The sequence below is a fragment of the Cupriavidus sp. HE11 genome, from assembly GCF_056097175.1.
Genome location: NZ_CP184464.1, coordinates 962,992 through 988,593, shown reverse-complemented (window position 1 = coordinate 988,593; position 25,602 = coordinate 962,992). Strand labels below are relative to the sequence as shown.

Sequence of the window (25,602 nt, the reverse complement as noted above, 5' to 3'; positions counted from 1 at the left end):
CTCGCCTCTCCCGCGACGCGGGAGAGGCGAGCCGGCCTGCAGTGCCGCAACTGGCTCAGTGCCCCCGGGCACGCATCAGCATCTTGACCATCGTCTTGTAGCCGCGTTCGCGCGCATGGCGCGACGGCGTGATGCCCTCGCGGTCGGCCAGGTTGGCATCGGCGCCCGCATCGAGCAGCAATTGCACGATATCTTCATAGCGCGCGCTGCCGTCGCCGAGAATGATGGCTTCCAGCAGTGCCGTCCAGCCCAGCTGGTTGACGCGGTCCACCGGCACCCCCGCCTTCAATAGCAGTTTTACGACTTCGACATTGCCGTGCTGGCAGGCCGCAATCAGGGCCGTGCCGTCGTAGCGGTCAGTGCTGCGGATGTCCGCGCCGTGCGACAGCGACAGCCGTACCACGTCGATCTGGTTGGTGGCGGCCGCGAGCAGGAAGGCGCTGTTGGACTCGCCGTCCTTCTGGTTGACGTCGGCGCCGGCCATGATCAGCGCGCGTGCTACATCGCCCCGGCGGTTGTACACCGCGGCCAGCAGGGCAGAGCGGCCGCGTTCGTCGACGGCATGGAGCGAGGCACCGGCCTTGAGCAGCCGGTTCACAAGATCGAGATCGCCGATGCTGGCAGCCGTGATCAGGTTGCGGTCGAGTGCGGACATGCCCTCGCCACGCAATGCCGGGTGGGATGACGATGGATGTGGCGCCGGTGCGGGCGGCGACGATGCGTCGCGCATGCTGCCAATCGACCGCGCCAGTGTCTGGCCACCCTGCCCGGCCAGCAGTCCGCCCCCCATCAGCAATCCCATAAGCCCTAGCATTTCGGCGAGTGCCTGGCGGCGGGGGCGGGTCTGGGAGCGCGTCATGATGGTCGGCAGTGGCTTCGGTCAGACGGTTTCGTGGGGGTGGACAGAGGCTGCCACGGCATCCTCGGGGCACGTCGACGCAGATGCCGAGGTGGCGACCGGGGTGGCCACGGCGCAGGCATTGCTGGCGGCCTCGACGGCATCGCTTTCCTGCAACTGGCGCCAGAGCCGGCCCAGGTAGGGATCGTCGACGCCATGCGTGGCGAGCCCCAGCAAGGTCTGGTGCAGATATTCGCGGGCGGGCCCGTACAGGCCGCAGGCGTGGCGCAGGCAGTTCACCACGCGCGTATCGGGCAGCCGGCCGGCGTAGCTGGCATGTTCGCGATTCATCACGAAAGCGAGCGCCCGCTGTTCGGGTGCGTCATGCGCGGCGTCCAGCTTCACGCGCAGCCAGCGCGGGTGATAGGCGCCGGTCATCATCTCGCGGCGCCACAGCACGCGGAATTCCTGCTCCACGACATGGCGCGGGATACGGAAGACCATTCCCGTGCAGCAGCCGCCGCGGTCCAGGCCCAGCACCAGCCCGGGGTTGTCCCAGGTGCCGCGATTGATCTTCGAATACAGGTAGAAGCCGCGGTGATAGCCATGCACGGTGGCAAGGCGGCTTTCGGTATGGACGACCATCGGGTTCCAGATCAGCGATCCGTAGCCGAAAACCCAGACATCTCCGTCCAGCCCGGGGGTGTCGGGGCGGCCGGCCAGCGTGTGGCACAGCGAGCGCTCTATATCGGCCTCGGGCAACAGCGAAGACGCGACCGGCGTACTGCACAGCGTCGTGCGCAGCCTGTTTGCTTCGAGATCCTGTCTTGTGATGGCCATGGCTGAAAGAATAATCCAAAGCGCATTGATGCGTCGCAAGCAAACCACACATCGGGGTCAAGGTGTGTGCAGCAGGCAACGGTCGGGTGGCTGGCCCATGTCCGATCGGTTGGCCGGATTGGGCGTCAAGTCTCTACAATAGGGGCCCTAACCCATGCAACTTTCGTTCAACACTCGGCGAATCTCGGAGAAACCGCACATGGCGCACACCCTGACCGTGGTATTTGGCAGCGGCAAGGAATTTGAATTCACGCTGGACGACAGCGAGCTTGCGGCCGTCACCGAGGATGCTGCCTGGCGCTGGTTCGACCGTGAATATGCCGAGCTGGACTGCCAGGCGTCGAGCCCGGTGGGCAAGGTGCTTGTGATCGACAAGATTCTTAATGTCGCGAAGTTCTCGGGCGAGAACCGTTTTGCCGGCAATGCCGACTGGGCGCAGGACTTCGCCCGCCATGCCGGCCGCCTGCTGGACCGCGACAAGGTGCGCATCGACGTGGGTAATGCGGCCATCGGTTTCTGACCGTTTCGGCCTCGGGACAAACAAAAACGGACGCCAGGGCGTCCGTTTTTGCTGAATGCGCCGGAATCAGACCGACAGCAGTTCCACTTCGAACAGCAGCGTGGCGTTCGGCGGGATCACGCCACCGGCGCCGCGCGCGCCGTAGCCCAGGTCGGCCGGGATCACCAGGCGGCGCGTGCCGCCTACTTTCATGCCTTGCACGCCTTCGTCCCAGCCACGGATCACGTGGCCGGCGCCCAGCGGGAAGACGAACGGGTCGTTGCGGTCCTTGCTCGAATCGAACTTGCGGCCAGGTTGGCCGTTTTCGTAGAGCCAGCCGGTGTAATGCACGGTCACGTGCTTGCCAGCCGTGGCTTCGTCGCCCGAGCCGACGACGGTGTCTTCATACTGCAGGCCGGAGGGAGTGGTATGCATCGCGGTCTTCCTTTTTCTGTGTGGCGGTAAGTGTGTCCGATCGGTTTCCGGCGGACGCTATGACTAGCCGTCGGCGCGCTGGAGCACGTCGCGCGTCAGCTGCACGTTGTGATCGTCGTCGCTGACCCAGATGTCGCCGTCCTGGATGGTCACGGACAGGCGCATGGCGCGCTGGGCCATCTGTGCCAGCGCATCCACGGCTTCGGAAGGCACATTGTAGACGGTCACGTTGCGCAGCTTGCTGGCCTTGCCTGCCATGCCTTTCCACCATTCGCGCGCGCTGGCGCTCTGATAGGTATAGACGGTGACGTGATCGGCACGTGCAGCGGCGCGTTTCAGGCGGGTCTCGTCGGGCTGGCCCAGGTCGATCCAGTGGACGATGTCGCCGGTCAGCGACTTGTCCCAGAGGTCGGGTTCGTCGGGCTCGTCCAGGCCACGCGTGAATGCCATGGTTTCGGAGGCCTCGCAGGCAAACGCCAGCAGGCGGACCATCATGCGGGCATCGTTCTCGGACGGATGCTGCGCGATGGTGAGCGTATGACTGCCGTAGTACGGCCGGTCCATGTCCGAAACGGACAGTTCGGCCTTGAAAATCGTGGATTTGAGCGCCATGGGATCGGAAATGCGGCGCGCGCCGGCAACGGTGCCTGGCACGCGAAAGGCCGAATCATACGTGATCCGCGCGGCGGCGCGATGGAAACCGGCGCGGGTATGTGCGCCGGGACGCGCAGTGGCAGGAGAAAAGCTCAGGGTTTGCGGTATTCGCCGAGCCAGAAACGCAGCATTGCAGAAACCAGCACCAGTCCCAGGAACGCAGCCGCTGCCACCAGGGCCAGGCCGCCATCGCTGTTGATCTGGCCAGCGACAACCAGGCGCGTCAGCAGGATGCCGACCATGCCGGCCAGCAAGGGGAGCAATACGGCGCCCCGGCCGTAGGTCTTGAAGGCCCACAGCGGAAAGCGACGGAGGAAATTGGCGGGAATGCTGCACGCCAGGCACGCACCGGCAGCAGCCAGCGACGCCGCAACGACGTCGTTCAGGGAAATCAGGCTCATCTTGACTCGCGTCTGGCCGGGTACGCATAGGCGAAACGCGGCAGGATGGGAATAGGCAAGGCGCTGATTTTACTGAAGATTTTGCCGTCAAAGGTGATGCTGGGTCGTCATCATGCTGCACTGCGCACGGTTTTTTTCGGCTTACTGTGCGGGCCCGGCCGGCGACGCTTCTACCGTGATCTGCAATGTGACGGTATCCCCCACATCGGGCAGGAAGCGCGTCATGCCGAAGGCACTTCGCGCAAATGTGGCGCGAAAATCACCGCCGCATACGTCGCGCTTGATGCCGAACAGCACGGTCTGGCCGCAGCTGAACCGGTCGGCTTCAAGCCTGAGCGGCTGGGCAACGCCATGCAGCGTGAACGTACCCTCGACGGCAACGAGCTTGCCGCTTTCCGTGACAAAGCGGTTGGCCTGGAACCTGGCGACCGGAAACGTCTGGGCGTCGAAAAACTGCGCAGAGCGGAGCACACCATCGAGGCTGCGATTGCCGCTGTCGACCGAATCGGTGTCCACGGTGAAGTCGATCGATCCCGCGCCAGTGGCTGGGTCGTAGATCACGCGGCCATCGATCTTGGCGAAGCGGCCGCGCACGCTGGTCCGATCAAAATGGCTGACGCCGAAATAAACGCTCGTGTGCGTGGGATCGACGGCGTAGTTCGTGGGCGCGGCGAGGGCTGGCGTGCCGGTCAGGGCGGCGAGAGCGGCAAGCGTAGCAAGCGGGGCGAACAGGGCGAGGGAACGGCGACGCATCGGCATGGCCGTGGCTCAGTGGACGAACACCGGCAGCAGGAAGATGCCAATCACCGTCAGATAGCCGATTGTCCAACACAGCGTGCGCAACGTGGCGCGATCAGTCAGGTAGCAGATCGTGTAGAGAATCCGGACCACGATGAACACCATCGCCAGCTCGTTGATGCGTGCCTGGGGTGCGGCGAGATGCGTGGCCGTGAAGACGGCCGCAGCAAAGAACGGAAATGCTTCGAAGTGATTGCGGTGCGCCATGTCGGCGCGGCGGGCGCGGCCGCTTTGCCTTTCCAGCCATGCGCGCGGGTCATGGTTGTCGAATGCGCCGGCACGATTGCCGGCCTTGGCGATGGAGACAGTCAGCACTGGCATCAAGCCTGCCAGCAATACACACCAGAACGCGATCGGCATGAAGACTCCTTGCGTGCTTCGGTGTGGAGGCGGCATGGGTTGCCACCTCCCTTCCTTTCTTACCTTCCGTGCCAGCCCTGCCGCCGACAGCTGCTGTCGCACGGTCCGGGCCGACGGCTCAGGTGGCTCAGGCCGCGACGACCTTGATGCGAATGCCGTCGGCGCCGCCAACGCCCACCACCTGGCCGGCGCGGATCTTGGCGGTCTTGCGCGACTCGGCCGCGCCGTCCACCGTTACCTCGCCTGCCGCGACCAGCGCCTTGCCGGCACCGCCGCTGTCGCAGACGCCTGCAACCTTCAGAAGGTCATTCAGGGCGATGAACTCACCCTCGAGCGGAAACGTAATCGTTTGTGCCATGGTTACTTGCCCCAGCTGTCCTTGAGGCCAACCGTGCGGTTGAACACCGGCTTGCCAGGCTGCGAATCGGTACGATCCGCCACGAAGTAGCCGTGACGCTCGAACTGGAAGCGCTCTTCCGCCTTGGCGTCGCGCAGGCCCGGCTCCAGGTAGGCGGTTACCACCTTCTTGGAGTCCGGGTGCAGCGCATCAAGGAAGTTCTTGCCGCCGGCATCCGGATTCGGGTCGTTGAACAGGCGGTCGTACAGGCGCACTTCGGCCGGGCAGGCATGCGCCGCGCTGACCCAGTGGATGTTGCCCTTGACCTTGACGCTGTCCGCGCCCGGCGTTCCGCTCTTCGTTTCCGGCAGGTAGTTCGCGTGGACGGCGATCACGTTGCCGTCGGCATCCTTGTCCACGCCCGTGCATTCGATCACGTAGCCGTAGCGCAGGCGTACCTTGTTGCCCGGGAACAGGCGGAAATAGCCCTTCGGCGGGTTCTCGTTGAAGTCGTCGCGCTCGATCCACAACTCGCGCGACAGCGGGAACACGCGGCGGCCCATTTCCGGCAGCTTCGGGTGAACCGGCGCCGAGCATTCCTCGCTCTGGCCCTCGGGGTAGTTGTCCAGGATCAGCTTGACCGGGTCCAGCACCGCCACGCTGCGCGGGGCGCGAGCGTCCAGGTTGTCGCGCACGGCACCTTCCAGCGTGCTCATGTCGATCCAGCTATCGGCCTTCGACACGCCGATGCGGTCGCAGAACAGCTGGATCGATTCCGGCGTATAGCCGCGGCGGCGCATCCCGACGATGGTCGGCATGCGCGGATCGTCCCAGCCGTCCACGCGTTTCTCGTCCACCAGCTGCTTGAGCTTGCGCTTGCTGGTGATCGCGTAGGTCAGGTTCAGGCGCGCGAACTCGTACTGGTGCGGCAGCGGGCTGGCGAAGACGCCGGCATCGCGCAGGTGTTCCAGCACCCAGTCGTAGAGCGGGCGGTTGTTCTCGAATTCGAGCGTGCACAGCGAGTGCGTGATGTTCTCGATCGCATCCGAGATGCAGTGCGTGAAGTCGTACATCGGGTAGATGCACCACTTGTCGCCGGTACGGTGGTGATGGGCGTGGCGGATGCGATAGAGCACCGGGTCGCGCATCACGATGTTCGGCGCGGTCATGTCGATTTTGGCGCGCAGCACGTGCTCGCCATCGCCGAACTTGCCGTCGCGCATCTCGCGGAACAGCTTCAGGTTTTCCTCGACGGAACGGTCGCGGAACGGCGACGGCTTGCCTGGCTCCGAGAAGTTGCCGCGGCTGGCGGCGATCTGCTCGGCGCTCTGGCTGTCCACGTAGGCTGCGCCACGCTCGATCAGGGTTTCGGCGAACTGGTACAGGCGGTCGAAGTAGTCGCTCGCGTAGTACAGGTGCGGCTCGCCGCCGGGCTGCCTGGCGTCCCACGAGAAGCCCAGCCAGTGCACGGCGTCGATGATGGAATCGACGTATTCGGTGTCTTCCTTGACCGGGTTCGTGTCATCGAAGCGCAGGTGGCAGCGGCCGGCGTAGTCGCGGGCCAGCCCGAAGTTCACGCAGATGCTCTTGGCGTGGCCAATGTGCAGGTAACCGTTCGGCTCCGGCGGGAAGCGCGTGATGACCGTCGGCAGCGGCTCGCCCTGCTTGTCAGCGCGGCCGTCGTAGGTGCCGGCGGAAAGGTCCTGGTCGATGATGCTCCGCAGGAAATTGGAGGCGGCTGGCGTGTCGGTAGGCTTGTTGTCGTGGCTCATGTTGGCGCCGCATCACCTGCGGCTCGATAACTGGTGGACCGGCCCGGTCTGGGTTGACCCGGCCGCGATCCTGATGTTCCTGGGTTTGGTGCGCTGGAATTGCGACGGAAAATCCGGCGAATGGCGCGATTTTACCGTGCCTGCGGCGCGACCCGGCGGTGCGGCGCGAAATTCGGATTTGTCTCACAGCGCGACGGGCCGAAGTGGTGCAGAATCCACGGCACGGTACGGTGCATCGTACCGGTCTCGCGCATGCTCCGTGCGACGTCATCGTCGCATGCCGCCTTCATTCCCGCCGCAGGAATACATGCCATGAATGCCGCCAGTTCCACTTCGAACACCCCCGGCGCCGCCAGTTCCGGCCGCGCCGCCACCCACCAGACGCCGGCCGGGACGGTCGCCGCGCTGTGGGGCGCCGCCGCCATGCCGCCCGAGGCGCTGTCCCATCTGATACTGACAGGCGACGATCCGGTGCTGCCGTCCAGCTTCGCCATCGGCACCGCCGCGCAAGCCAGCCTGGGCGCTTCGGCACTGGCGGCGGCAGCGCTGTGGGCACAACGCACCGGCCGCTGGCAGGATGTGTCCGTCGACATGCGCCATGCGCTGGCCGAATTCCGCAGTGAGCGCTACCTGCGCGTCAATGGCGGGCCGGCGCCCGAGCTCTGGGACAAGATCGCCGGGCTGTATCCGGCCGGGGACGGTCGCTGGGTGCGCCTGCATACGAATTTTTCCCACCATCGCGACGGCGTTCTGAAGATTCTCAAATGCGCGTACGACAAGGACGCCGTGCGCGCGGCGCTGTCGGCCTGGAAGGCCGAGGATTTCGAGACGGTCGCGTCGGACGCCGGCATGGTGGTGTCGGCGATGCGCTCGCTCGACGAATGGCAGCAGCACGCGCAGGCCCATGCGCTGCAAGGGCTGCCGCCGGTCATCATCGAGAAGATCGGCGAGGCGCCGCCGGAACCGCTGCCGGCGTTCGGGCCGCATGCCGAGATCAATGTCGATGCACGGCCGCTGAGCGGCGTCCGCGTGCTGGACTTCACGCGCATCATCGCCGGGCCGGTGGCCGGCCGCACGCTGGCCGCGCACGGGGCCGACGTGCTGCTGGTAACGGCCGCGCACCTGCCGTCGATGCCTTCACTGGTGATCGACACCGGTCGTGGCAAGCGGTCGTGCCAGCTCGACCTGCGCGATACGGACGACAAGCGCACGCTGCACAAGCTGTTCCACGGCGCAGATGTGGTGGTGCAGGGCTATCGTCCCAACGGACTGGCGGAACTTGGTGCCGGCCCCGAGGCCGCGGCCCGCGCCCGGCCCGGCATCGTCTATGTCTCGCTGTCCGCCTATGGTCACGTGGGCCCGTGGTCGGGCAAGCGGGGCTTCGATTCGCTGGTGCAGACCGCCACCGGCATCAACACCGACGAGGCGCAGGCGGCCGGCAGCGCGGAGCCGAGGCCGCTGCCGGCACAGGTGCTGGACCATGCGTCGGGCTATCTGCTTGCCTTCGGGGCGATGGTGGCGCTGCATCGCCGCGCGGTGGAAGGCGGCAGCTGGCATGTGCGCGTATCGCTGGCGCAGGTGGGCCAGTGGCTGCGCAGCCTCGGGCGCGTGCCGGGTGGCACCGATGTGCCAGACCAGCATATCGACGAAATTTCCGATCTGCTGGAAGTGGAAGAATCGGGGTTTGGCGAATTGACGGTGGTGCGCCACGCGGCGCACCTGTCGGAAACGCCCGCGCACTGGGCGTTGCCGTCGGTACCGCTGGGCACGCACGCGGCGGAGTGGCTGCCGCGCTAGGCCAGCGGCGTCAGTACAGCGTGGTGCGTACGCGTTCGGGCAGTTCGCGGTCGTAGGCGGCGCCATCGATCGCGTTCTGGCTCAAGGCGGCCAGCATGGTGCCGGTGCTGGGCAGGGCTTCGCGCGGGACCTGTGCGTCGGCCAGCCACAGGCGCGAGCGCAGCAGCGCACGCGCGCACTGGAAGAATACCGAGTGGATGCGGATCACCAGCACGGTGGTGGGGGCCTTGCCCTGTGTCACGCAACGGGTGATCAGGTCCGGGTCGGTGGAGACCGTGGCCGTGCCGCTGACGCGTAGCGTTTCATTGACGCCGGGCACCAGGAACAGCAGTCCCACGCGAGGATCGGCCAGGATATTGCGCAGGCTGTCGATGCGATTGTTGCCGCGCCGGTCGGGCAGCAGCAGCGTGCGGTCGTCCAGCACCTGCACGAAACCGGGCGCATCGCCGCGCGGCGAGCAGTCGCCGCCATGGTCATTCATCGTGGAAAGCAGGCAAAACGGCGACGCTTCGACGAATGCGCGGTAGTGCGGATGCAGGTAGTCGACTTCCTTGGACAGCGAGGCGGCGCCGGGCTCGGCGTAGAGCGCCTCGAGGTCGGCCAGCGTGGCAATGTCGTGCGATGACATGGGACGGCTCACGAAGTGGGGGCGTGGAGGGGAGGGGCCGCGCCAGTATGACGCAGATCTCCGCCGGTTCGATAAAGTGCGGTCAGATGCTGACCGTGCCGCGACCCAGCTCGATTACCCGGCCGCCCACGCGGATCGCACCTTCGGTGGTCACGGCGAGATCCAGCCGGCATCGGCGATCCACGAATTCTCCCTGGTCAACTTCATAACGGGCCGGCAATGCATGGTCGGTGGACAGCAGCCAGCCCCCCAGGTTCGCGCAGGCCGAGCCGGTGCCCGGATCTTCGGCCACGCCACCGCCCTGCTTGGTGAAGAAATAGCGCACCAGCACCTTGCCCGGCTGTTCGGGATCGAAAGCAAACACATAGGCGGTCTTGCGGCCCAGGCTGCTTTGCGGCCAGCGGTCCAGGCGGCTGCTGTCGGGCTGGGCGCGGCGCACGGCGTCGGGCGTCTTCAGCGGCACCAGCAACTGGTCTGCGCCGGTATCGACCCACATCGGCGCGCCCGCCAGGTCGTCGGCGTGCAGGCCCAGCAGCGACGCCATCTCGGCATCGGGCAGGCCGGCCGGCGCGGTCTTCGGCGCGCCCTGGTGCGGGGCAGTCAGGGTCCAGCGATCTTCCACGGCGGTCACGGGCACCACGCCGGCCTTGAATTCCAGCGACAGCGCATCCCCGGTTTGAGCCAGGTCGCGCACCACATGGGCGGAGCCCAGCGTGGGATGACCGGCAAAACGCATCTCGTAGCCGGGCGTGAAGATGCGCACGGCGGCATTGGCCCGGTCGGACGGCAGGATGAACGTCGTCTCGGACAGGTTGAACTGCAGGGCCAACGCCTGCATGGTGGCGTCGTCCATGCCGCGCGCATCCTCGAAAACGCACAGAGGATTGCCGCCGAAGGTGGATTCGGCAAAGACATTGACGATTCGGTATGCGTAGGTAGCCATGGCGTAGCGCGGACGTGAAATGGGAAAACGGTCAGTGTACGGAAGCCGCGTGCCGGCGCCATGCACAGTTTCATGCAAGTGCAGCGGAACAGTTGCAATCGCCAAGTTCTTCATCTTTAAGCGGAATGCGATTGGCGAGGATGATCGGGGCGCCAAGAATCGAGGTTTTCTGGTTGCTCGCCATGCTGGAACTCAACAACTACGAATCGCTTGTCGCGGCATCGCTGGTGCTGCTGGTCGGGCGCAAGCTGCTGCACGTCACACCTCCGCTACGCACCTTCAATATTCCCGAGCCGGTGGTGGGCGGGCTGGTGGTGGCGCTATGCCTGGCGCTGGCCCGCTATACCGCCGATGTGCAGGTGAAATTCGATACCGCGGCGCAGACGCCGCTGATGCTGGCCTTCTTTGCCACGCTGGGCCTGAGCGCCAACCTTGCCAGCCTGAAGCAGGGCGGCAAATCGATCGGCATCTTCCTGTTTGCCGTGGCGGGCCTGCTGGTGATCCAGGATGCGATCGGCGTCGGGCTTGCCAGTGCGCTGGGCCTGCATCCGGCCACCGGCCTGCTGGCCGGGTCGATTGCGCTGTCGGGCGGTCACGGCACCAGTGCGGCCTGGGGCAAGACATTCGTGGAGCAGTTTGGCATGACGTATGCCACGGAACTCGGGGTGGCGTGCGCCACGTTCGGCCTGGTGCTCGGCGGGCTGATCGGCGGGCCGGTGGCGCGCTACCTGCTGCGCAACGTAGCCAAGCCGGGGCTGGATGCCGGCGACGACCGCGTGCTCAATTTCGAGAATCCGCAGGCGGTACGGCCGATCACGGCTTCGGCGCTGATCGAGACCCTGGCGCTGATCCTGGTCTGCCTGACCGCGGGGCAGGCGCTGGGCGATCTGTTCAAGGGCAGCTGGCTGGAACTGCCGACCTTTGTCTGGGTGCTGTTTGTGGGTGTGCTGCTGCGCAACGGGCTGGCACTGCTGGGCTGGTACACGGTGTTCGATCGCGCGCTGTCGGTGCTTGGCAACGTGAGCCTGTCGATGTTCCTGGCGATGGCGCTGATGAGCCTGCGGCTGTGGGAGCTGACGTCGCTGGCGCTGCCGATGCTGCTGATTCTGCTGGCGCAGACCGGCGCCATGGCGGCCTATGCGATCTTCGTCACCTTCCGGATCATGGGCCGCAACTATGATGCCGCCGTGCTGGCCGCCGGTCACTGCGGCTTCGGCCTTGGCGCCACGCCCACGGCCATCGCCAACATGCAGGCGATCACCGACCGCTACGGCCCGTCGCACCTGGCCTTCCTGATCGTGCCGATGGTGGGCGCCTTCTTCATCGATATCGTCAACGCCGTGGTCATCAAGCTGTTTCTGAGCCTGCCGGTCTACTGACGCGGTGCGGGCATAAAAAAGGCGCCATGGATTGCTCCGTGGCGCCTCGCAGGACTTCAACTACGTACTACTTACTGCGGTACTACGATATCGGTACGTCAGGCGGCGCAAGCGTCAGAAGCCCACGGCCTGGCCGTCGCGGCGGCTGTCGCTGGCGGCCACGTAGCCTTGCTCGGCGTCGTCCGACAGGCGCCAGATGAACTGGCCCGAGCCGAAATCCATATACGGGTCTTCCACCGACTTGAGCTTGTGGCCGCGATCCTTGAGGCCGGCCACGGTATTCGGGTCCATGGTGCCTTCAACGTCCAGCGTGAAGTCGCGGTTGACCTTCCAGCGCGGCGCGCAGCATGCGGCCTGCGGCTGCTGGTTGTAGTCGAGCATGCGCACCACCGTCTGCAGGTGGCCTTGCGGCTGCATGTCGCCGCCCATCACGCCAAAGCTCATCACGGGCTGACCGTCCTTGGTCAGGAACGCCGGGATGATCGTGTGGAACGGGCGCTTGCCGCCTTCCACCACGTTGGCCGATTTCGGATCCATCGAGAAGCCCACGCCGCGGTTCTGCAGGCTGATGCCGGTGCCCGGCACCACCACGCCCGAACCAAAGCCCATGTAGTTCGACTGGATGAACGAGATCATCATGCCGTTCTCGTCGGCGGCGGTCAGGTAGATCGTGCCGCCCGTGCGCGGCATGCCGAAGTTGAAATGCGTGGCGCGCTGCATGTCGATCAGCTTGGCACGCGACTTCAGGTACGCGTCGTCCAGCATCTGCTCGGGGGTGACTTCCATGCTGCGCGGGTCGGCCACGTAGCGATACAGGTCGGCAAACGCCAGCTTCATCGCCTCGATCTGCAGGTGCTGCGAATCGACCGAATCCACGGGCAGGGCGCCCAGATCGAACTGGTCCAGGATGCCCAGCGCCATCAGCGCGGCGATGCCCTGGCCGTTCGGCGGGATTTCATGCACGTCGTAGCCGCGATACGACTTGCTGATCGGCTTGACCCATTCGGGGCGATAGTTGCGCAGGTCGTCCAGCGTCATCGCGGCGCCGCATTCCTTGCTGAAGGCGGCGATCTTCTCGGCGATCTCGCCTTCGTAGTAGGCGCGGCCCTTGGTGGCGCCGATCTTGCGCAGCGTCTCGGCGGCGTTCTTGAAGACGAACTTCTCGCCGACGTTGGGCGCGCGGCCGTTGGGCATGAAGGTGTCGGCAAAGCCCGGCTGGTTCTTGAGGTCCGGCACGGCGGCTGCCCACTTGTGCGCCACCACCGGCGGCACGGCGTAGCCGCGCTCGGCGATCTCGATGGCGGGCTCCATCAGGTCTTCGAACGGCAGCTTGCCGAAGCGCTCGTGCAGTGCGGCCCAGCCGGCGATCACTCCTGGCACGGTCACCGAATCCCAGCCACGGATGGGCCGGTTGGCGAGCCCGTTGCCGTCCACGCCGTACTTGTTCTTGAAGTATTCGGGGCTCCAGGCCTTCGGGGCCACGCCCGACGAGTTCAGGCCATGCAGTTCCTTGCCATCCCACAGGATCGCAAAGGCATCGCTGCCCAGTCCGCACGACACCGGCTCCACCAGCGTGATGGCGGCCGCGGCGGCGATGGCCGCGTCAACGGCATTGCCGCCCTTGAGCAGCATGCGCAGGCCGGCCTGCGCGGCCAGCGGGTGCGAGGTCGATACCACGTTGCGCGCGAACAGCGGAATGCGCACGGTGGGGTAGGGGTTGGTCCAGTTGAAGTTCTGCATGTTGTCTCTCGTTGCTGCCTGGTTGTCGTGCTTCGGCGAGGCGACGTCATTGTCGCCCGCTTGTCCTGCTGGTGCTTAGTCCACCTGGATCTTGCGATCCTTGATCAGCTTGCCCCATCGCGCGCTGTCCTTCCTGACCATCGCGGCGAACTGGGCCGGCGTGCCGCCAACGGGCTCGGCGCCCAGCTTGGCAAGGCGATCCTTCACGTCCTGCGACTGGATGGCCTTGTTGAACTCGGCGTTCAGGCGGTTGACGATCTCGGGCGGCAGGCCCTTGGGACCGTAGATGCCGAACCAGGTGTCCGATTCAAAGCCGGGCAGGCCCGATTCGCTGGCGGTAGGCAGGTCCGGTGCCAGCGGCGAGCGCTTCAGGCTGGTCACGGCCAGCGCCTTGAGCTTGCCGTCCTTCACGTGCGGCATGCCGGACACGATGCTGTCGAACAGCACCTGCACCTTGTTCGAGATCAGGTCGGGCACGGCCAGCGCGGTGCCGCGGTACGGGATGTGCGTGATGAACACGCCGGCCTGGGCCTTGAAGGCCTCGGCGGTCAGGTGGACCACGGTGCCGTTGCCGCTCGATGCGTAGTTCAGTTCGCCCGGGTGCTTCTTGGCGTAGTCGATCAGTTCCTTGACGTTCTTGACCGGCAGCTGGTTGGGCACTACCAGCACGTTGGTGGCCGTGGCGACCTGACCAATCGGCGTGAAATCGGTCTCGGTGTTGTACGGCAGGTGCGTGTTGATGTACGGACCGATCGAGTGCGTGCTGGTGGTGGCAATCAGGATCGTGTAGCCGTCCGGCGCGGCCTTGGCGGCCATGTCCGACCCGATGGCACCGCCGGCGCCCGGCCGGTTATCGACCACAATCTGCTGGCCCAGGTTCTGGCCCACCTTCTGGGCGATGGCGCGCGCCAGCAGGTCGGTGGCGCCGCTGGCCGGAAATGGCACGATCAGGCGGATCGGCTTGCTGGGAAAGGTGTCGGCGTGCGACGGGGCGGCAGCAAGGGTCAGGCTCGTGGCAAGGCCGAGGCCAAGATGGCGTAGCCAGGATTTCATGTTGTGCGTCTCCGGGACGGATGGGTACGACGTGGAACTGCGGCAGGAAAACATAAATTATTCCGCGCTCTCGTCCACAATGAAAGTTAATATTCCTTGCTTGATTGACAAGAAAACCTTGTGGATCCCCGCCGTGGGGCGGCCTTCCGAAAAGATGCACCGACAATGAGCACGATCCGCTTCCTGAGAACCTTTGTCGCCGTGGCCGAGCACGGCTCGTTTGCCGCCGCCGCCAGCCAGGTGGCGGTGACGCAGGCGGCCGTCAGCCTGCAGATGCGATCGCTGGAGGAAGAACTGCGCCGACCGCTGTTCGATCGCACCGGCCGGGTGGCCGTGCTCAATGCCGATGGCCGGGCGCTGTTGCCGCAGGCGCGCCGCCTGCTGGCGCTTTACGACGACATGCGCGTGCCGCTGGCCGATACCGAGGCCATGGCCGGAGCGGTTGCCGTTGGCGCGGTGGTCTCGGTGATGGGCGGGCTGTCGCACGTGGTGGCGCAGATGAAGCGCACCTATCCGGCGCTCGATGTCAGGCTGATCGGCGCCAAGTCGTTCGAGCTGGCGGCCATGGTGGAAAGCGGCGAACTTGACGCGGCTTTCGTGGTGGAGGGCTCGGCCCGGCTGGCGGGCACGCTGCACTGGACGCCACTCTACGACGAGCCGCTTGTGGCGATTGCGGCACGCGGAAGCCAGGGCGACGACGCCCGGCAGGCCTTGGCTTCCAACCCTTTCCTGCGCTTCGACCGCAGCCAGCGCACCGGCGCGCTGGTGGAGCGGGCGTTGCGCCGTGCGCATCTTCGCACCAACGAATACCTGGAACTGAACTCGATCGAGGCGCTGGTGGAACTGGTGCGGCAGGAGGTGGGCGTGACCGTGGTGCCGCTGCTCAAGCGTGCCCGCTGGCGAGACGACCGCGCGCTGCGCATCCTGCCGTTGCGGGCCGGCGGCGAGCCCACGGTGCGCACCATCGGCATGCTGGAAAGGCGCGACCACGGCCGCGTTCACGTGACCGAGGCGATTCGCACCGCTTGCGCGGCGCTGTTTGGCGACTGAGGCCGTAGGCAGACCGGCAGCACCAAAGGAAAAGGGCGCCGCAGGGGCGCCCTTTTTCGTACAGCGGGGAAACGTCCTTATTCTTCCTGGAACGCTTCTTCGCGCTTGGCCTTGATCGACGGCATTGCCACGATCGTCACCAGGACCGCAGCGGCGATCAGCAGGCCCAGCGACAGCGGACGCGTCACGAACACGCTGAAGTCACCACGCGACAGCAGCAGCGAACGGCGGAAGTTTTCTTCCATCATCGGTCCCAGCACGAAGCCCAGCAGCAGCGGAGCCGGTTCGCAGCGCAGCTTGATGAACAGGTAGCCGATGATACCGAAGGCCGCGGTCTGGAACACGTCGAACGTGGTGTTCTGGACCGAGTACACGCCGATGCAGCAGAACGTCAGGATGGCCGGATACAGGTAGCGGTACGGCACCTTCAGCAGCTTCACCCAGATACCGATCATCGGCAGGTTCAGGATGATCAGGATCAGGTTGCCCAGCCACATCGAGGCGATCAGGCCCCAGAACAGCGCCGGGTTGCTGGTCATGACCTGCGGACCGGGCTGGATGTTGTGGATGGTCATCGCGCCCACCATCAGCGCCATCACGGCGTTCGGCGGAATGCCCAGCGTCAGCAGCGGGATGAACGAGGTCTGTGCAGCGGCGTTGTTGGCCGATTCCGGACCTGCCACGCCTTCGATGGCGCCCTTGCCGAACTCATGCGCGTACTTGGAGGTCTTCTTTTCCAGCGAGTAGGCTGCAAACGAAGCCAGTGCCGCACCGCCGCCCGGCAGGATACCCAGTGCCGAACCCAGGGCCGTGCCACGCAGCACGGCAGGGATCATGCGCTTGAAGTCTTCCTTGGTCGGGAACAGGTTCGTCACGTGATCGGTGAAGGTCTCGCGGGCTTCCTTCTGTTCCAGGTTCGCGATGATTTCCGCGAAGCCGAACACACCCATGGCGACCGACACGAAGTTCAGGCCGTCAGTCAGCTCCGGCACGTCGAACGAGAAGCGCGCGGCACCCGAGTTCACGTCGGTACCCACCAGGCCCAGCAGCAGGCCCAGCACGATCATCGAAATCGCCTTGACCAGCGAGCCCGAGGCCAGCACCACGGCGCCGATCAGGCCCAGCACCATCAGCGAGAAGTACTCGGCGGGGCCGAACTTGAACGCCAGTTCCGACAGCGGTGCCGCGAAAGCGGCCAGGATCAGCGTGGCCACGCAGCCGGCGAAGAACGAACCGATACCGGCTGTGGCAAGCGCCACGCCGGCGCGGCCGCGCCGTGCCATCTGGTAGCCGTCGATGGTGGTCACCACCGACGACGATTCGCCCGGCAGGTTCACCAGGATGGCGGTGGTGGAGCCGCCGTACTGGGCACCGTAGTAGATACCGGCCAGCATGATCAGCGCAGCCACCGGGGGCAGCGTGTAGGTCACGGGCAGCAGCATCGCGATGGTGGCCAGCGGGCCCAGGCCCGGCAGCACGCCGATCAGCGTACCGAGCACGCAGCCCAGGAACGCGTAGGCGATGTTCTGGAAGGACAGGGCGGTCGAGAAGCCCAGTCCGAGGTTGGCTAACAGTTCCATGAGGGCGGGCTCCTTAGCTTGCCAGGAAAGCCGGCCACACCGGCATCTGCAGGTTGATGCCGTACACGAACGCGCCCATGCTGATCAGCACCAGGACGATCGCGTTGAGGACAGCACCCTTCCAGCTGAATTCGTGACTGGCCATCGAGGAGACCAGCACCAGTACCACGACCGACAGCACCATGCCCAGCGGCTTGAGCAGCAGGCCAAACAGCACCACGGAACCTAGGATCCACAGCAGGATCTTCAGGTCCCAGCGGGCCAGGTGATCTTCTTCCATCCTGGAAGACAACGAGCCCCACAGTACCAGCGCGCCCAGCAGGGCGAGCACGATGCCGAGCCAGAACGGGAAGTATCCCGGTCCCATCTTGGCGGCTGTTCCCATGGAATAGCCACGGGCGACGAAGGAAAAGCTCAAACCGACCAGGATGAACATCAGGCCGGAGGCAAAGTCCTTTTGGCTACGTATGCGCAAAATGATTCTCCTCGATATGACACAGCTTTGACTGCTTGAAATCGTCGCGACAAGGGCTCCCCGATCGCGGCAGGGTTGGAAGGTAAAAGCACATCCTTTCAGCTACCTTTCATATGTCTGCATAAAGTGGCAACCTCAGGGTATGTCCCTACGCATACGTCTGAAAGCATTCGGTAAGTCGTTGACGACGCAAGGAAAAGTGCAGGGAATACGCCGATGGAGGGCGTAGGGAAGTGGTGTTCCGCCGGACGGAAACGGACAGACCGGCGGCTTGCGGCCACCTATGATCGAAAGCTGGAGTGAAAGCTTTCGCATGGCCTGAAACCCCCTTCGACAAGAACGACCGGACAGGAATAAAGACAGGAGGCCCGCTTGGAAGCCATCGACCATGCCATCCTGATTGGCGCCCTGGTGATGACGCTGGGCATCCTGCTCGGGGTGTTCTCGGCACGCTTCGGGGTGCCGTTCCTGCTGGTGTTCCTGGGTGTGGGCATGGCCGCCGGCGTGGATGGCCCGGGCGGCATCCGCTTTGCCAACACCTGGCTCAGCTTCCTGGTAGGCAATATCGCGCTGGCCGTGATCCTGCTCGACGGCGGGCTGCGCACGCGCTTTGCCACGTTCCGCGTAGCGCTGAAGCCATCGCTGTCGCTCGCTACCGTGGGCGTGGCGCTGACCGCCGTGCTGGTGGGATTGTTTGCAACATGGATGCTGGGCATCGACTGGAAGCTCGGGCTGCTGCTGGGCGCCATCGTCGGGTCCACCGACGCGGCCGCGGTGTTCTCGCTGCTGAACAGCAGCGGCATCCGGCTCAAGGAACGCGTGGCAAGCGTGCTGGAAATCGAATCGGGCATCAACGATCCGATGGCGATCTTCCTGACCCTGACCCTGATCGAATGGATCACCGCGCCACAGGGCCTGTCGCCCGGCGCGCTGGTGCTGCGGTTGCTGGTGCAGTTCGGGGTGGGCGGCCTGCTGGGGGTGGGGCTGGGCTATTGCATGGCTAACGTGATGGAGCGCGTCAACGTGGCCGAGGGGCTGCAGGCCATCCTGATCTGCTCGGCAGGCTGCATGATCTGGGCCATTGTCCAGTCATTTGGCGGCAGCGGCTTCCTGGCGGTCTACCTGACCGGAATGATGGTGGGCAACCGCGACCGCGCCGTCAGCGAGGACGTACTGCGCGCCATGGACGGCATGGCGTGGCTGGCGCAGTCGGCCATGTTCCTGTTGCTGGGGCTGCTGGTGACGCCCCACCGGATCTGGGATATCGCGTTGCCAGCCCTGGCACTGGCCGGGTTCCTGATGTGCGTGGCGCGGCCCGTGGCGGTCTTTGCCGCGTTGCTGCCGTTCCGGTTCAGCCTGCGCGAAAAGGGCTTTCTGGCTTGGATGGGCTTGCGCGGCGCAGTGCCGATCGTGCTGTCGCTGTTTCCGCTGCTGCAGGGCATGGAGGATGCCGGGCTGCTGTTCCGCGTGGCGTTTGCCGTGGTGCTGGCGAGCCTGCTGTGCCAGGGCACCACGGTGTCGCTGGCTGCGCGGCTGGCGCGCGTGCTGCGGCCGGCCTACGACGAGCCGCTGTCGCGCGAGCGCCTGCGCGGCGTGCGCGCCCCGGGCATGGAAATGATGCAGTTCCTGGTCGCGCCCAATTCGTCGATGGAAGACCTGCGTGCGGACCAGGTGGAACTACCGGCGCGCAGCCGGCTGGTGACGGTGGCTCGCGAGGGCGTGCTGGTGCCGCTGGACCAGGTGGTGCTGCGCGCGGGCGATATCGTGTCGATCCTGGCGCCAAGCCCGGCGATGCCGCGCCTGTCGCGCCTGTTCCTGAGGCCGTCCACGCCGCCGGCCTGGGATCAGGTGGCGCACGATTTCCTGCTGGACGGGCAGGCCGCGCTGGCCGACGTGGCGGCGCTTTACGCCACGCGGCCACTGCAGCCACCGCAGCAGGAACAGACACTGGAGCAAGCGATGCTGGCGGTGTTTCCGTCGCCGCCGGTGGAGGGCGATGCGGTGGAGATTGCCGGCTTGCGGCTGACCGTGACCCGCATGGAGGGGCCGCGCATCACGCAGGTGGGGTTGTTGCTGCCGCGCAATGCGGCGGAAGACGCCAGGGACGGCAAGGACCGCCTCTGGCGCATGCGGGACAAGGCGCGCGGATCGCTCAGTCGACCTTCGCGCCGGAAACCTTGACCACCTGGCCGTACTTCTTCAGTTCACGCTGGATCAGCGCGCCGAACTGCTCGGGCGTGGTGGGCGCTGGCTGGGCACCGATACGGGCCAGGCGCGCCTTCATGTCGTCGGTCTTCAGAATGGCGACGATGTCGTGATTGAGGCGGTCCACGATATCGCGCGGCGTGCCGGCCGGCGCCAGGACGCCGAACCACGTGGAGATATCGAAGCCTTCCAGCCCCAGCCCCTTGCCTGCCTCGGCAATGGTCGGCAGTTCGGGGAACGCTGCCGCGCGGCTGGCCGTGGTCACGGCAAAGGCCTTGAGCTTGCCGGCCTTGATGTTGGCCGATGCCGACGCCAGGTTATCGAAGATCAGGTCGGTCTGGCCCGACAGCACCGACAATTGCGCGGGCGACGCGCCGTTGTACGGGATATGGACCATGCTGACGTGCGCCATGCTCTTGAACAACTCGCCCGACAGGTGGCCGGCACTGCCATTTCCGCCCGACGCGTAGTCGAGCTTGCCCGGATGCTTGCGCGCGTATTCCACCAGGTCGCGCACATTGTTGATATGCAGTTCGGCGGCCTTGCCCGGATGCATCACCAGCACGTTCGGCACGTCGGCCACCAGCGTGACCGGGGCGAAGTCCTTGACCGGGTCGTACGGCATCTTCGTGAACAGCGTGGGGTTGATCGCGTGCGTGGCGACGGCACCCATCACGATGGTGTAGCCGTCGGCCGGCTGCTTGGCGACGTAGTCGGCGCCCAGGTTGCCGCCGGCGCCGGGCCGGTTTTCGACCACCACGGGCTGGCCCAGGCTGTCGCGCAGCTTCTCGCCAATGGCGCGCGCCACGGTGTCCAGGGGGCCGCCGGCCGGGTAGGGGACCACGAAGCGGATCGGCTTGGCCGGCCAGTTGGCGGTGGCGGCGTGGGCCGGGACGGCCAGTGCCGTGGTGACGGCCAGCGCGGCCGTGAGCAGGGTCTTCAGCATGTCAAACGTGGAAAAGGATGGGAATCTGTAGGCCGGCGTGTGCGTTGCACGCCGGCTTTTGGGTTTGAATCAGGAGGCGCGCAGCCGCAGACGGTGCAGGCGGCACGGCAAGGCCGTGCAACGACGCCAGGATCATTCTGATAGTGCCACTTAGCGGATGCCTATGCCGCGCGCCATCATCACGGCGCACAGCGGCAGCAGGATCACCAGATGCGCCTCGATCATCACCCAGCGGCGGGCTTTCTTGATCTCCGCGGGTGTTGGCACGAAGTCTGGCAGGTGCCTGGACTGCTTGCGCCACCTGGCAAAGATAAAGGTGGGCGGCAGCGAGCACAGCGCGATCACCACGAACACGGTCATCTTGGCGTGGAACCACGGGTTGTGGATATAGAAATCCACGCCCTTGGCGCCGTAGAACAGGCGCAGCAGGCCGGTTGCCAGCGTTGCCATGGCCGACAGGAAATAGACGAAATCGTAGATCGACAGGCGGCGGACGGCGGCCGGGGTCATGTCCGGACGCAGGACCACGGCTTCGGCGGCCATCAGCGTAATCAGGACGAAGATGGCCGTGAAGTGCAGGAACGCGAGCAGGGCATCGGTCAGCATGCATTCTCCTAGGGATGGAAAAACGTCATGATCACCGGCCCGCGCGCCCGCCAGAGGCAGGCGCGGTCAAGGTCTGGTCAGGTTCCGACGGATCAGGCTGGCGTCAGACCACACCCTTGGCACGCAGGGCGGCGATGTGTTCGGCACTGTAGCCGAGTGTCTCGTCCAGCACCACATCGGTGTGCTCCCCGAGCAACGGCGGATGGCGCAGGGCCTCGGGCGGCGTGGCGCTCATCTTCATCGGGCTGCCCACCAGCTTGACCGTGCCGCCCGTGGGGTGGGGCAGGTCCACGCGCAGGCCGCGCGCCACCACCTGTTCGTTCTCGAAGACCTCGTCCATCGTGTTGATCGGGCCGCACGGCACGCCGGCGCGCTCCAGGTCGAGAATCCACTGCTCGCGGGTACGCGGCAACACCATCTCGGCCAGGATCGGCACCAGCGCGTCGCGGTGCGCCACGCGCTGCGGGTTGGTGGCAAAGCGCGGGTCGTCGGCCAGTTCGGGGCGTCCGCCGGCGGTCACGAACTTGCGGAACTGGCCGTCGTTGCCCACCGCCACGATGATCCAGCCATCGGCGGCATGGAACGTCTGGTAGGGAACGATGTTCGGGTGGGCATTGCCCCAGCGCTTGGGCGCCACGCCACTGGCCAGGTAGTTGGTATTCATGTTTGCCAGCATCGACACCTGCACGTCGAGCAGGGCCATGTCGATGTACTGGCCTTCGCCCGTGCGGTCGCGGTGCGCCAGCGCGGCCAGCACGGCGATGGTGGCGTACTGGCCGGTCATCAGGTCGGAAATCGCCACGCCGGCCTTCTGCGGGCCGCCGCCGGGCAGGTCGTCGCGCTCGCCGGTCAGGCTCATGAAGCCGCCCATGCCCTGGATGATGAAGTCGTAGCCGGGGCGCTGGGCGTACGGGCCGGTCTGGCCGAAGCCGGTGACCGAGCAGTAGATGATGTCCGGCTTGACGGCCTTGAGCGATTCGTAATCGAGGCCATACTTCTTCAGTTGGCCTACCTTGTAGTTTTCCAGCACCACGTCGCTCTGGGCGGCCAGGTCGCGCACCAGCTGCTGGCCTTCGGGCGTGCTGATGTCGCAGGTCACCGAGCGCTTGTTGCGGTTGGCGGCCAGGTAGTAGGCGGCTTCGGCGGTATCGCGGCCGTCGGGCGTCTTGAGCCAGGGCGGGCCCCAGATGCGGGTGTCGTCGCCTGCGCCCGGGCGTTCGATCTTGATCACGTCGGCGCCGAAATCGGCAAGATTCTGGGCGCACCATGGCCCGGCAAGTACGCGGGTCAGGTCGAGGACGCGAAGATGGCTTAAGGCTCCCATGGCGGTGGCGGCTGGCAGGTCTGAGGAGCCAGCACTCTATCACCGGCCAACCGGCCCGTTGCCCGGGGGCGGGGCGCCGGCCCGTGTTCCGTGGGCGATAACCGGACAGCCGGCGCCGCGCCGTGCCTGGTCCCAACACGGGCACGGCGCGCCAGTGCCCCGGGGCGGGGCTTCCCCGTATAATCAACGGTTTGCAAATCCAACCTGACTGCCTGCGCCCTGCCACGACGCGCCGAGGCGCCCGATACAACATGAAAGTCTCCGACATTCGCAGCAAGTTCCTGCAGTTCTACGAGTCGAAGGACCATACCGTGGTCCGCTCGTCCAGCCTGGTGCCGGCGAACGACCCGACCCTGCTGTTCACCAATTCGGGCATGGTGCAGTTCAAGGACGTGTTCCTCGGCACCGACAAGCGCCCGTACTCGCGCGCCACGTCGTCGCAACGCTCGGTCCGCGCCGGCGGCAAGCACAATGACCTCGAGAATGTGGGTTACACGGCACGTCACCACACGTTCTTCGAAATGCTGGGCAATTTCTCGTTCGGCGACTATTTCAAGCGCGACGCCATCCAGTACGCCTGGGAGCTGCTGACCAAGGTCTACCAGCTGCCGGCCGACAAGCTCTGGGTGACCGTGTACGCCGAGGACGACGAGGCCTACGACATCTGGGCCAAGGAAGTGGGCGTGCCGACCGACCGCATCGTGCGCATCGGCGACAACAAGGGCGCGCGCTACGCATCGGACAACTTCTGGCAGATGGCCGACACCGGCCCGTGCGGCCCGTGCTCGGAAATCTTCTACGACCACGGCCCGGAAGTCTGGGGTGGCCCGCCGGGATCGCCCGAGGAAGACGGCGACCGCTACATCGAGATCTGGAACCTGGTGTTCATGCAGTTCAACCGCGACGAGCAGGGCAACATGACGCGCCTGCCCAAGCCGTGCGTGGACACCGGCATGGGCCTGGAGCGGATTGCCGCGGTGCTGCAGCACGTACACAGCAACTATGAGATCGACCTGTTCCAGGCGCTGATCAAGGCCGCCGGCCGCGAGACGCATATCACCGACCTGAACCAGAACTCGCTGAAGGTCATTGCCGACCATATCCGCGCGTGCTCGTTCCTGATCGTCGACGGCGTGATTCCGGGCAACGAAGGCCGCGGCTACGTGCTGCGCCGCATCGTGCGCCGTGCCATCCGCCACGGCTACAAGCTTGGTCAGAAGACGCCGTTCTTCCACAAGCTGGTGCCGGACCTGGTGGCGCAGATGGGCGAAGCCTATCCGGAGCTGGCCGACGCGCAGAACCGCGTGGTGGAAGTGCTCAAGGCCGAGGAAGAGCGCTTCTTCGAGACGATTGAAAACGGCATGTCGATCCTGGACGGCGCCGTGGCCGAACTGAAGGCCGGTGGCGGCAAGGTGCTGGACGGCGAACTGGCGTTCAAGCTGCACGACACGTTCGGCTTCCCGCTCGACCTGACCCAGGACGTGGCGCGCGAGCAGGAAATTACCGTCGACGAAGCGGCCTTCGACGCCGCGATGACGCGCCAGCGCGAGCAGGCCCGTGCCGCCGGCAAGTTCAAGATGGCCGCTGGCCTGGAGTACACGGGCGACAAGACCGTGTTCCATGGCTACGACGCCCTGAGCATGGAAGGCGTGCGCGTGACCGCGCTGTACGTCGATGGTGCATCGGTCGACACGATGCAGCCGGGTCAGACCGGCGTGGTCGTGCTGGACAACACGCCGTTCTACGCGGAGTCCGGTGGGCAGGTTGGCGACCAGGGCACGCTGGTGGCGAGCCCGGCCGTCTTCAACGTGGCCGATACCACGAAGATCCAGGCTGATGTGTTCGGCCACCAGGGCACGCTCGCCAATGGCGCGCTCAAGGTGGGCGACAAGGTTGCGGCCCAGGTCGACGCCGTCCGCCGTGCGCGCACCGTGCGCAACCACTCGGCCACCCACCTGATGCACAAGGCGCTGCGCGAAGTGCTGGGTACCCATGTGCAGCAGAAGGGCTCGCTGGTCGATCCGGACAAGACGCGCTTCGACTTCTCGCACAACGCGCCGGTGACCGATGACCAGATCCGCCAGATCGAGGAAATCGTCAACGCCGAGATCCTGTCCAACGCGCCGACCGTGGCCGCCGTCATGCCGTTCGACGACGCGGTGAAGAGCGGCGCCATGGCGCTGTTCGGCGAGAAGTACGCCGACGATGTGCGCGTGCTGTCGATCGGTACGTCGAAGGAACTGTGCGGCGGCACCCACGTGACGCGCACGGGCGATATCGGCCTGTTCAAGATCGTCGTGGAAGCCGGCGTGGCCGCGGGCATTCGCCGCGTGGAAGCCATCACCGGCGACAACGCGCTGCACTACCTGCAATCGCTCGACGCGCGCCTGAACGAAGCGGCTGCCGCCCTACGTGCCCAGCCGTCGGAACTGGTGCCGCGTATCGGCCAGGTGCAGGACCAGGTCCGCGCGCTGGAAAAGGAGCTCGAAAAGCTCAAGAGCAAGCTGGCATCGTCGCAAGGCGATGAACTGGCATCGCAGGCGGTGGACATCAAGGGCCTGAAGGTGCTGGCTGCCCAGCTCGAAGGCGCCGATGTGAAGACGCTGCGCGAAACGATGGACAAGCTCAAGGACAAGCTCCAGAGCGCCGCCATCGTGCTGGCTGCCGTTGCCGACGGCAAGGTCAGCCTGATCGCGGGCGTGACTGCCGACGCCACGTCGAAGGTCAAGGCCGGTGAACTCGTCAACTTCGTCGCCCAGCAGGTGGGCGGCAAGGGCGGCGGCCGTCCGGACATGGCCCAGGCCGGCGGCACCGACCCGACGGGTCTGCCGAAGGCGCTGGCCGGCGTGATGGAATGGGTGTCCGCCAAGGTCTGAGCCCTGACAGCCTGAAGCTGCTCCGAGAGAAGCGCCTGCGAAAGCAGGCGTTTTTTTTTGCGTTAT

Annotated in this window: 24 protein-coding genes; 6 read left to right on the top strand and 18 right to left on the bottom strand. The window is 65.8% G+C overall.

Annotated features, from left to right (window positions below; genetic code table 11):
• Positions 1-55: 55 nt before the first annotated feature.
• Both ACOABP_RS04610 and ACOABP_RS04605 read right to left on the bottom strand, forming a co-directional pair.
• Entirely contained in the window at positions 56-859 is an 804-nt protein-coding gene (locus ACOABP_RS04610) for an ankyrin repeat domain-containing protein (protein WP_474227160.1), read from the bottom strand.
• A gap of 21 nt (positions 860-880) precedes the next feature.
• Positions 881-1,678, bottom strand: a complete 798-nt coding sequence (locus ACOABP_RS04605; RefSeq protein ID WP_474227159.1) for a gamma-glutamylcyclotransferase — start codon at positions 1,676-1,678, stop codon at positions 881-883.
• Between the two features lie 199 nt (positions 1,679-1,877).
• On the opposite strand from ACOABP_RS04605, the gene ACOABP_RS04600 reads away from it, so the two are divergent.
• Positions 1,878-2,198, top strand: coding sequence for a hypothetical protein (locus ACOABP_RS04600; protein ID WP_474227158.1), 321 nt, complete (start codon positions 1,878-1,880; stop codon positions 2,196-2,198).
• 66 nt (positions 2,199-2,264) lie between these two features.
• Here the strand turns inward: ACOABP_RS04600 and ACOABP_RS04595 are convergent, their stop codons facing one another.
• The 7 genes from ACOABP_RS04595 to ACOABP_RS04565 form a co-directional block, all read right to left on the bottom strand.
• Positions 2,265-2,612, bottom strand: coding sequence for an FKBP-type peptidyl-prolyl cis-trans isomerase (locus tag ACOABP_RS04595; protein ID WP_474227157.1), 348 nt, complete (start codon positions 2,610-2,612; stop codon positions 2,265-2,267).
• A gap of 63 nt (positions 2,613-2,675) precedes the next feature.
• Positions 2,676-3,224, bottom strand: a complete 549-nt coding sequence (locus ACOABP_RS04590; RefSeq protein ID WP_474227156.1) for a YaeQ family protein — start codon at positions 3,222-3,224, stop codon at positions 2,676-2,678.
• A gap of 134 nt (positions 3,225-3,358) precedes the next feature.
• Positions 3,359-3,667, bottom strand: coding sequence for a hypothetical protein (locus ACOABP_RS04585; protein ID WP_474227155.1), 309 nt, complete (start codon positions 3,665-3,667; stop codon positions 3,359-3,361).
• Positions 3,668-3,808: 141 nt separating this feature from the next.
• Complete coding sequence (locus ACOABP_RS04580; protein ID WP_474227154.1) at positions 3,809-4,420, bottom strand: YceI family protein; 612 nt, start codon at positions 4,418-4,420, stop codon at positions 3,809-3,811.
• Between the two features lie 15 nt (positions 4,421-4,435).
• Complete coding sequence (locus ACOABP_RS04575) at positions 4,436-4,825, bottom strand: MAPEG family protein (RefSeq protein ID WP_474227153.1); 390 nt, start codon at positions 4,823-4,825, stop codon at positions 4,436-4,438.
• A 127-nt stretch (positions 4,826-4,952) separates the two neighbouring features.
• A complete protein-coding gene (locus tag ACOABP_RS04570; RefSeq protein ID WP_474227152.1) occupies positions 4,953-5,183 on the bottom strand; it encodes an RNA-binding S4 domain-containing protein in 231 nt (76 codons plus the stop codon).
• A 2-nt stretch (positions 5,184-5,185) separates the two neighbouring features.
• Complete coding sequence (locus ACOABP_RS04565; protein WP_474227151.1) at positions 5,186-6,934, bottom strand: glutamine--tRNA ligase/YqeY domain fusion protein; 1,749 nt, start codon at positions 6,932-6,934, stop codon at positions 5,186-5,188.
• A gap of 312 nt (positions 6,935-7,246) precedes the next feature.
• Between ACOABP_RS04565 and ACOABP_RS04560 the strand changes: the two genes are divergently transcribed.
• Complete coding sequence (locus ACOABP_RS04560) at positions 7,247-8,731, top strand: CoA transferase (RefSeq protein WP_474227150.1); 1,485 nt, start codon at positions 7,247-7,249, stop codon at positions 8,729-8,731.
• Positions 8,732-8,741: 10 nt separating this feature from the next.
• On the opposite strand, the gene ACOABP_RS04555 is transcribed toward ACOABP_RS04560, so the two are convergent.
• On the bottom strand, positions 8,742-9,359 hold the full coding sequence (locus ACOABP_RS04555; RefSeq protein ID WP_474227149.1) for a pyridoxamine 5'-phosphate oxidase family protein: 618 nt from the start codon (positions 9,357-9,359) through the stop codon (positions 8,742-8,744).
• Positions 9,360-9,441: 82 nt separating this feature from the next.
• Positions 9,442-10,302 (bottom strand): PhzF family phenazine biosynthesis protein, encoded by an 861-nt coding sequence (locus tag ACOABP_RS04550; protein WP_474227148.1) that lies wholly within the window; start codon positions 10,300-10,302, stop codon positions 9,442-9,444.
• Between the two features lie 182 nt (positions 10,303-10,484).
• Here ACOABP_RS04550 and gltS point away from each other — a divergent pair, with 182 nt between their 5' ends.
• On the top strand, positions 10,485-11,681 hold the full coding sequence (gltS, locus tag ACOABP_RS04545) for a sodium/glutamate symporter (protein WP_474227147.1): 1,197 nt from the start codon (positions 10,485-10,487) through the stop codon (positions 11,679-11,681).
• A 114-nt stretch (positions 11,682-11,795) separates the two neighbouring features.
• On the opposite strand, the gene ggt is transcribed toward gltS, so the two are convergent.
• Positions 11,796-13,421: a gamma-glutamyltransferase gene (ggt, locus tag ACOABP_RS04540; protein WP_474227146.1), complete on the bottom strand. Its 1,626-nt coding sequence runs from the start codon at positions 13,419-13,421 to the stop codon at positions 11,796-11,798.
• Positions 13,422-13,496: 75 nt separating this feature from the next.
• Positions 13,497-14,474 carry a Bug family tripartite tricarboxylate transporter substrate binding protein gene (locus tag ACOABP_RS04535; protein WP_066731621.1) on the bottom strand — a complete coding sequence of 326 codons (978 nt, stop codon included), beginning with the start codon at positions 14,472-14,474 and terminating at the stop codon, positions 13,497-13,499.
• Positions 14,475-14,639: 165 nt separating this feature from the next.
• Here ACOABP_RS04535 and ACOABP_RS04530 point away from each other — a divergent pair, with 165 nt between their 5' ends.
• Entirely contained in the window at positions 14,640-15,524 is an 885-nt protein-coding gene (locus tag ACOABP_RS04530) for a LysR family transcriptional regulator (protein WP_474227145.1), read from the top strand.
• A 77-nt stretch (positions 15,525-15,601) separates the two neighbouring features.
• Here the strand turns inward: ACOABP_RS04530 and ACOABP_RS04525 are convergent, their stop codons facing one another.
• The gene (locus ACOABP_RS04525; RefSeq protein WP_474227144.1) at positions 15,602-17,104 is read right to left on the bottom strand and encodes a tripartite tricarboxylate transporter permease; all 1,503 of its coding nucleotides are present in this window, start codon (positions 17,102-17,104) and stop codon (positions 15,602-15,604) included.
• Positions 17,105-17,117: 13 nt separating this feature from the next.
• A complete protein-coding gene (locus ACOABP_RS04520; RefSeq protein WP_474227143.1) occupies positions 17,118-17,579 on the bottom strand; it encodes a tripartite tricarboxylate transporter TctB family protein in 462 nt (153 codons plus the stop codon).
• A gap of 372 nt (positions 17,580-17,951) precedes the next feature.
• Between ACOABP_RS04520 and ACOABP_RS04515 the strand changes: the two genes are divergently transcribed.
• On the top strand, positions 17,952-19,760 hold the full coding sequence (locus ACOABP_RS04515) for a potassium/proton antiporter (protein ID WP_474227142.1): 1,809 nt from the start codon (positions 17,952-17,954) through the stop codon (positions 19,758-19,760).
• On the opposite strand, the gene ACOABP_RS04510 is transcribed toward ACOABP_RS04515, so the two are convergent.
• The 3 genes from ACOABP_RS04510 to ACOABP_RS04500 form a co-directional block, all read right to left on the bottom strand.
• Entirely contained in the window at positions 19,732-20,730 is a 999-nt protein-coding gene (locus tag ACOABP_RS04510; protein WP_474227141.1) for a Bug family tripartite tricarboxylate transporter substrate binding protein, read from the bottom strand. The genes ACOABP_RS04515 and ACOABP_RS04510 overlap by 29 nt on opposite strands.
• 150 nt (positions 20,731-20,880) lie before the next feature.
• Positions 20,881-21,336 carry a DUF2214 family protein gene (locus ACOABP_RS04505; protein ID WP_474227140.1) on the bottom strand — a complete coding sequence of 152 codons (456 nt, stop codon included), beginning with the start codon at positions 21,334-21,336 and terminating at the stop codon, positions 20,881-20,883.
• Between the two features lie 103 nt (positions 21,337-21,439).
• Positions 21,440-22,660 carry a CaiB/BaiF CoA transferase family protein gene (locus tag ACOABP_RS04500; protein ID WP_474227139.1) on the bottom strand — a complete coding sequence of 407 codons (1,221 nt, stop codon included), beginning with the start codon at positions 22,658-22,660 and terminating at the stop codon, positions 21,440-21,442.
• Positions 22,661-22,911: 251 nt separating this feature from the next.
• On the opposite strand from ACOABP_RS04500, the gene alaS reads away from it, so the two are divergent.
• Positions 22,912-25,536 carry an alanine--tRNA ligase gene (gene alaS, locus ACOABP_RS04495; protein WP_474227138.1) on the top strand — a complete coding sequence of 875 codons (2,625 nt, stop codon included), beginning with the start codon at positions 22,912-22,914 and terminating at the stop codon, positions 25,534-25,536.
• Positions 25,537-25,602: the final 66 nt, after the last annotated feature.

Bases quoted from the DNA above. Each gene is read 5' to 3' on its own strand.
- ACOABP_RS04610 (WP_474227160.1), bottom strand. From the start codon at position 859: ATGACGCGCTCCCAGACCCGCCCCCGCCGCCAGGCACTCGCCGAAATG.
- ACOABP_RS04605 (WP_474227159.1), bottom strand. From the start codon at position 1,678: ATGGCCATCACAAGACAGGATCTCGAAGCAAACAGGCTGCGCACGACG.
- ACOABP_RS04600 (WP_474227158.1), top strand. From the start codon at position 1,878: ATGGCGCACACCCTGACCGTGGTATTTGGCAGCGGCAAGGAATTTGAA.
- ACOABP_RS04595 (WP_474227157.1), bottom strand. From the start codon at position 2,612: ATGCATACCACTCCCTCCGGCCTGCAGTATGAAGACACCGTCGTCGGC.
- ACOABP_RS04590 (WP_474227156.1), bottom strand. From the start codon at position 3,224: ATGGCGCTCAAATCCACGATTTTCAAGGCCGAACTGTCCGTTTCGGAC.
- ACOABP_RS04585 (WP_474227155.1), bottom strand. From the start codon at position 3,667: ATGAGCCTGATTTCCCTGAACGACGTCGTTGCGGCGTCGCTGGCTGCT.
- ACOABP_RS04580 (WP_474227154.1), bottom strand. From the start codon at position 4,420: ATGCGTCGCCGTTCCCTCGCCCTGTTCGCCCCGCTTGCTACGCTTGCC.
- ACOABP_RS04575 (WP_474227153.1), bottom strand. From the start codon at position 4,825: ATGCCGATCGCGTTCTGGTGTGTATTGCTGGCAGGCTTGATGCCAGTG.
- ACOABP_RS04570 (WP_474227152.1), bottom strand. From the start codon at position 5,183: ATGGCACAAACGATTACGTTTCCGCTCGAGGGTGAGTTCATCGCCCTG.
- ACOABP_RS04565 (WP_474227151.1), bottom strand. From the start codon at position 6,934: ATGAGCCACGACAACAAGCCTACCGACACGCCAGCCGCCTCCAATTTC.
- ACOABP_RS04560 (WP_474227150.1), top strand. From the start codon at position 7,247: ATGAATGCCGCCAGTTCCACTTCGAACACCCCCGGCGCCGCCAGTTCC.
- ACOABP_RS04555 (WP_474227149.1), bottom strand. From the start codon at position 9,359: ATGTCATCGCACGACATTGCCACGCTGGCCGACCTCGAGGCGCTCTAC.
- ACOABP_RS04550 (WP_474227148.1), bottom strand. From the start codon at position 10,302: ATGGCTACCTACGCATACCGAATCGTCAATGTCTTTGCCGAATCCACC.
- gltS (WP_474227147.1), top strand. From the start codon at position 10,485: ATGCTGGAACTCAACAACTACGAATCGCTTGTCGCGGCATCGCTGGTG.
- ggt (WP_474227146.1), bottom strand. From the start codon at position 13,421: ATGCAGAACTTCAACTGGACCAACCCCTACCCCACCGTGCGCATTCCG.
- ACOABP_RS04535 (WP_066731621.1), bottom strand. From the start codon at position 14,474: ATGAAATCCTGGCTACGCCATCTTGGCCTCGGCCTTGCCACGAGCCTG.
- ACOABP_RS04530 (WP_474227145.1), top strand. From the start codon at position 14,640: ATGAGCACGATCCGCTTCCTGAGAACCTTTGTCGCCGTGGCCGAGCAC.
- ACOABP_RS04525 (WP_474227144.1), bottom strand. From the start codon at position 17,104: ATGGAACTGTTAGCCAACCTCGGACTGGGCTTCTCGACCGCCCTGTCC.
- ACOABP_RS04510 (WP_474227141.1), bottom strand. From the start codon at position 20,730: ATGCTGAAGACCCTGCTCACGGCCGCGCTGGCCGTCACCACGGCACTG.
- ACOABP_RS04505 (WP_474227140.1), bottom strand. From the start codon at position 21,336: ATGCTGACCGATGCCCTGCTCGCGTTCCTGCACTTCACGGCCATCTTC.
- ACOABP_RS04500 (WP_474227139.1), bottom strand. From the start codon at position 22,660: ATGGGAGCCTTAAGCCATCTTCGCGTCCTCGACCTGACCCGCGTACTT.
- alaS (WP_474227138.1), top strand. From the start codon at position 22,912: ATGAAAGTCTCCGACATTCGCAGCAAGTTCCTGCAGTTCTACGAGTCG.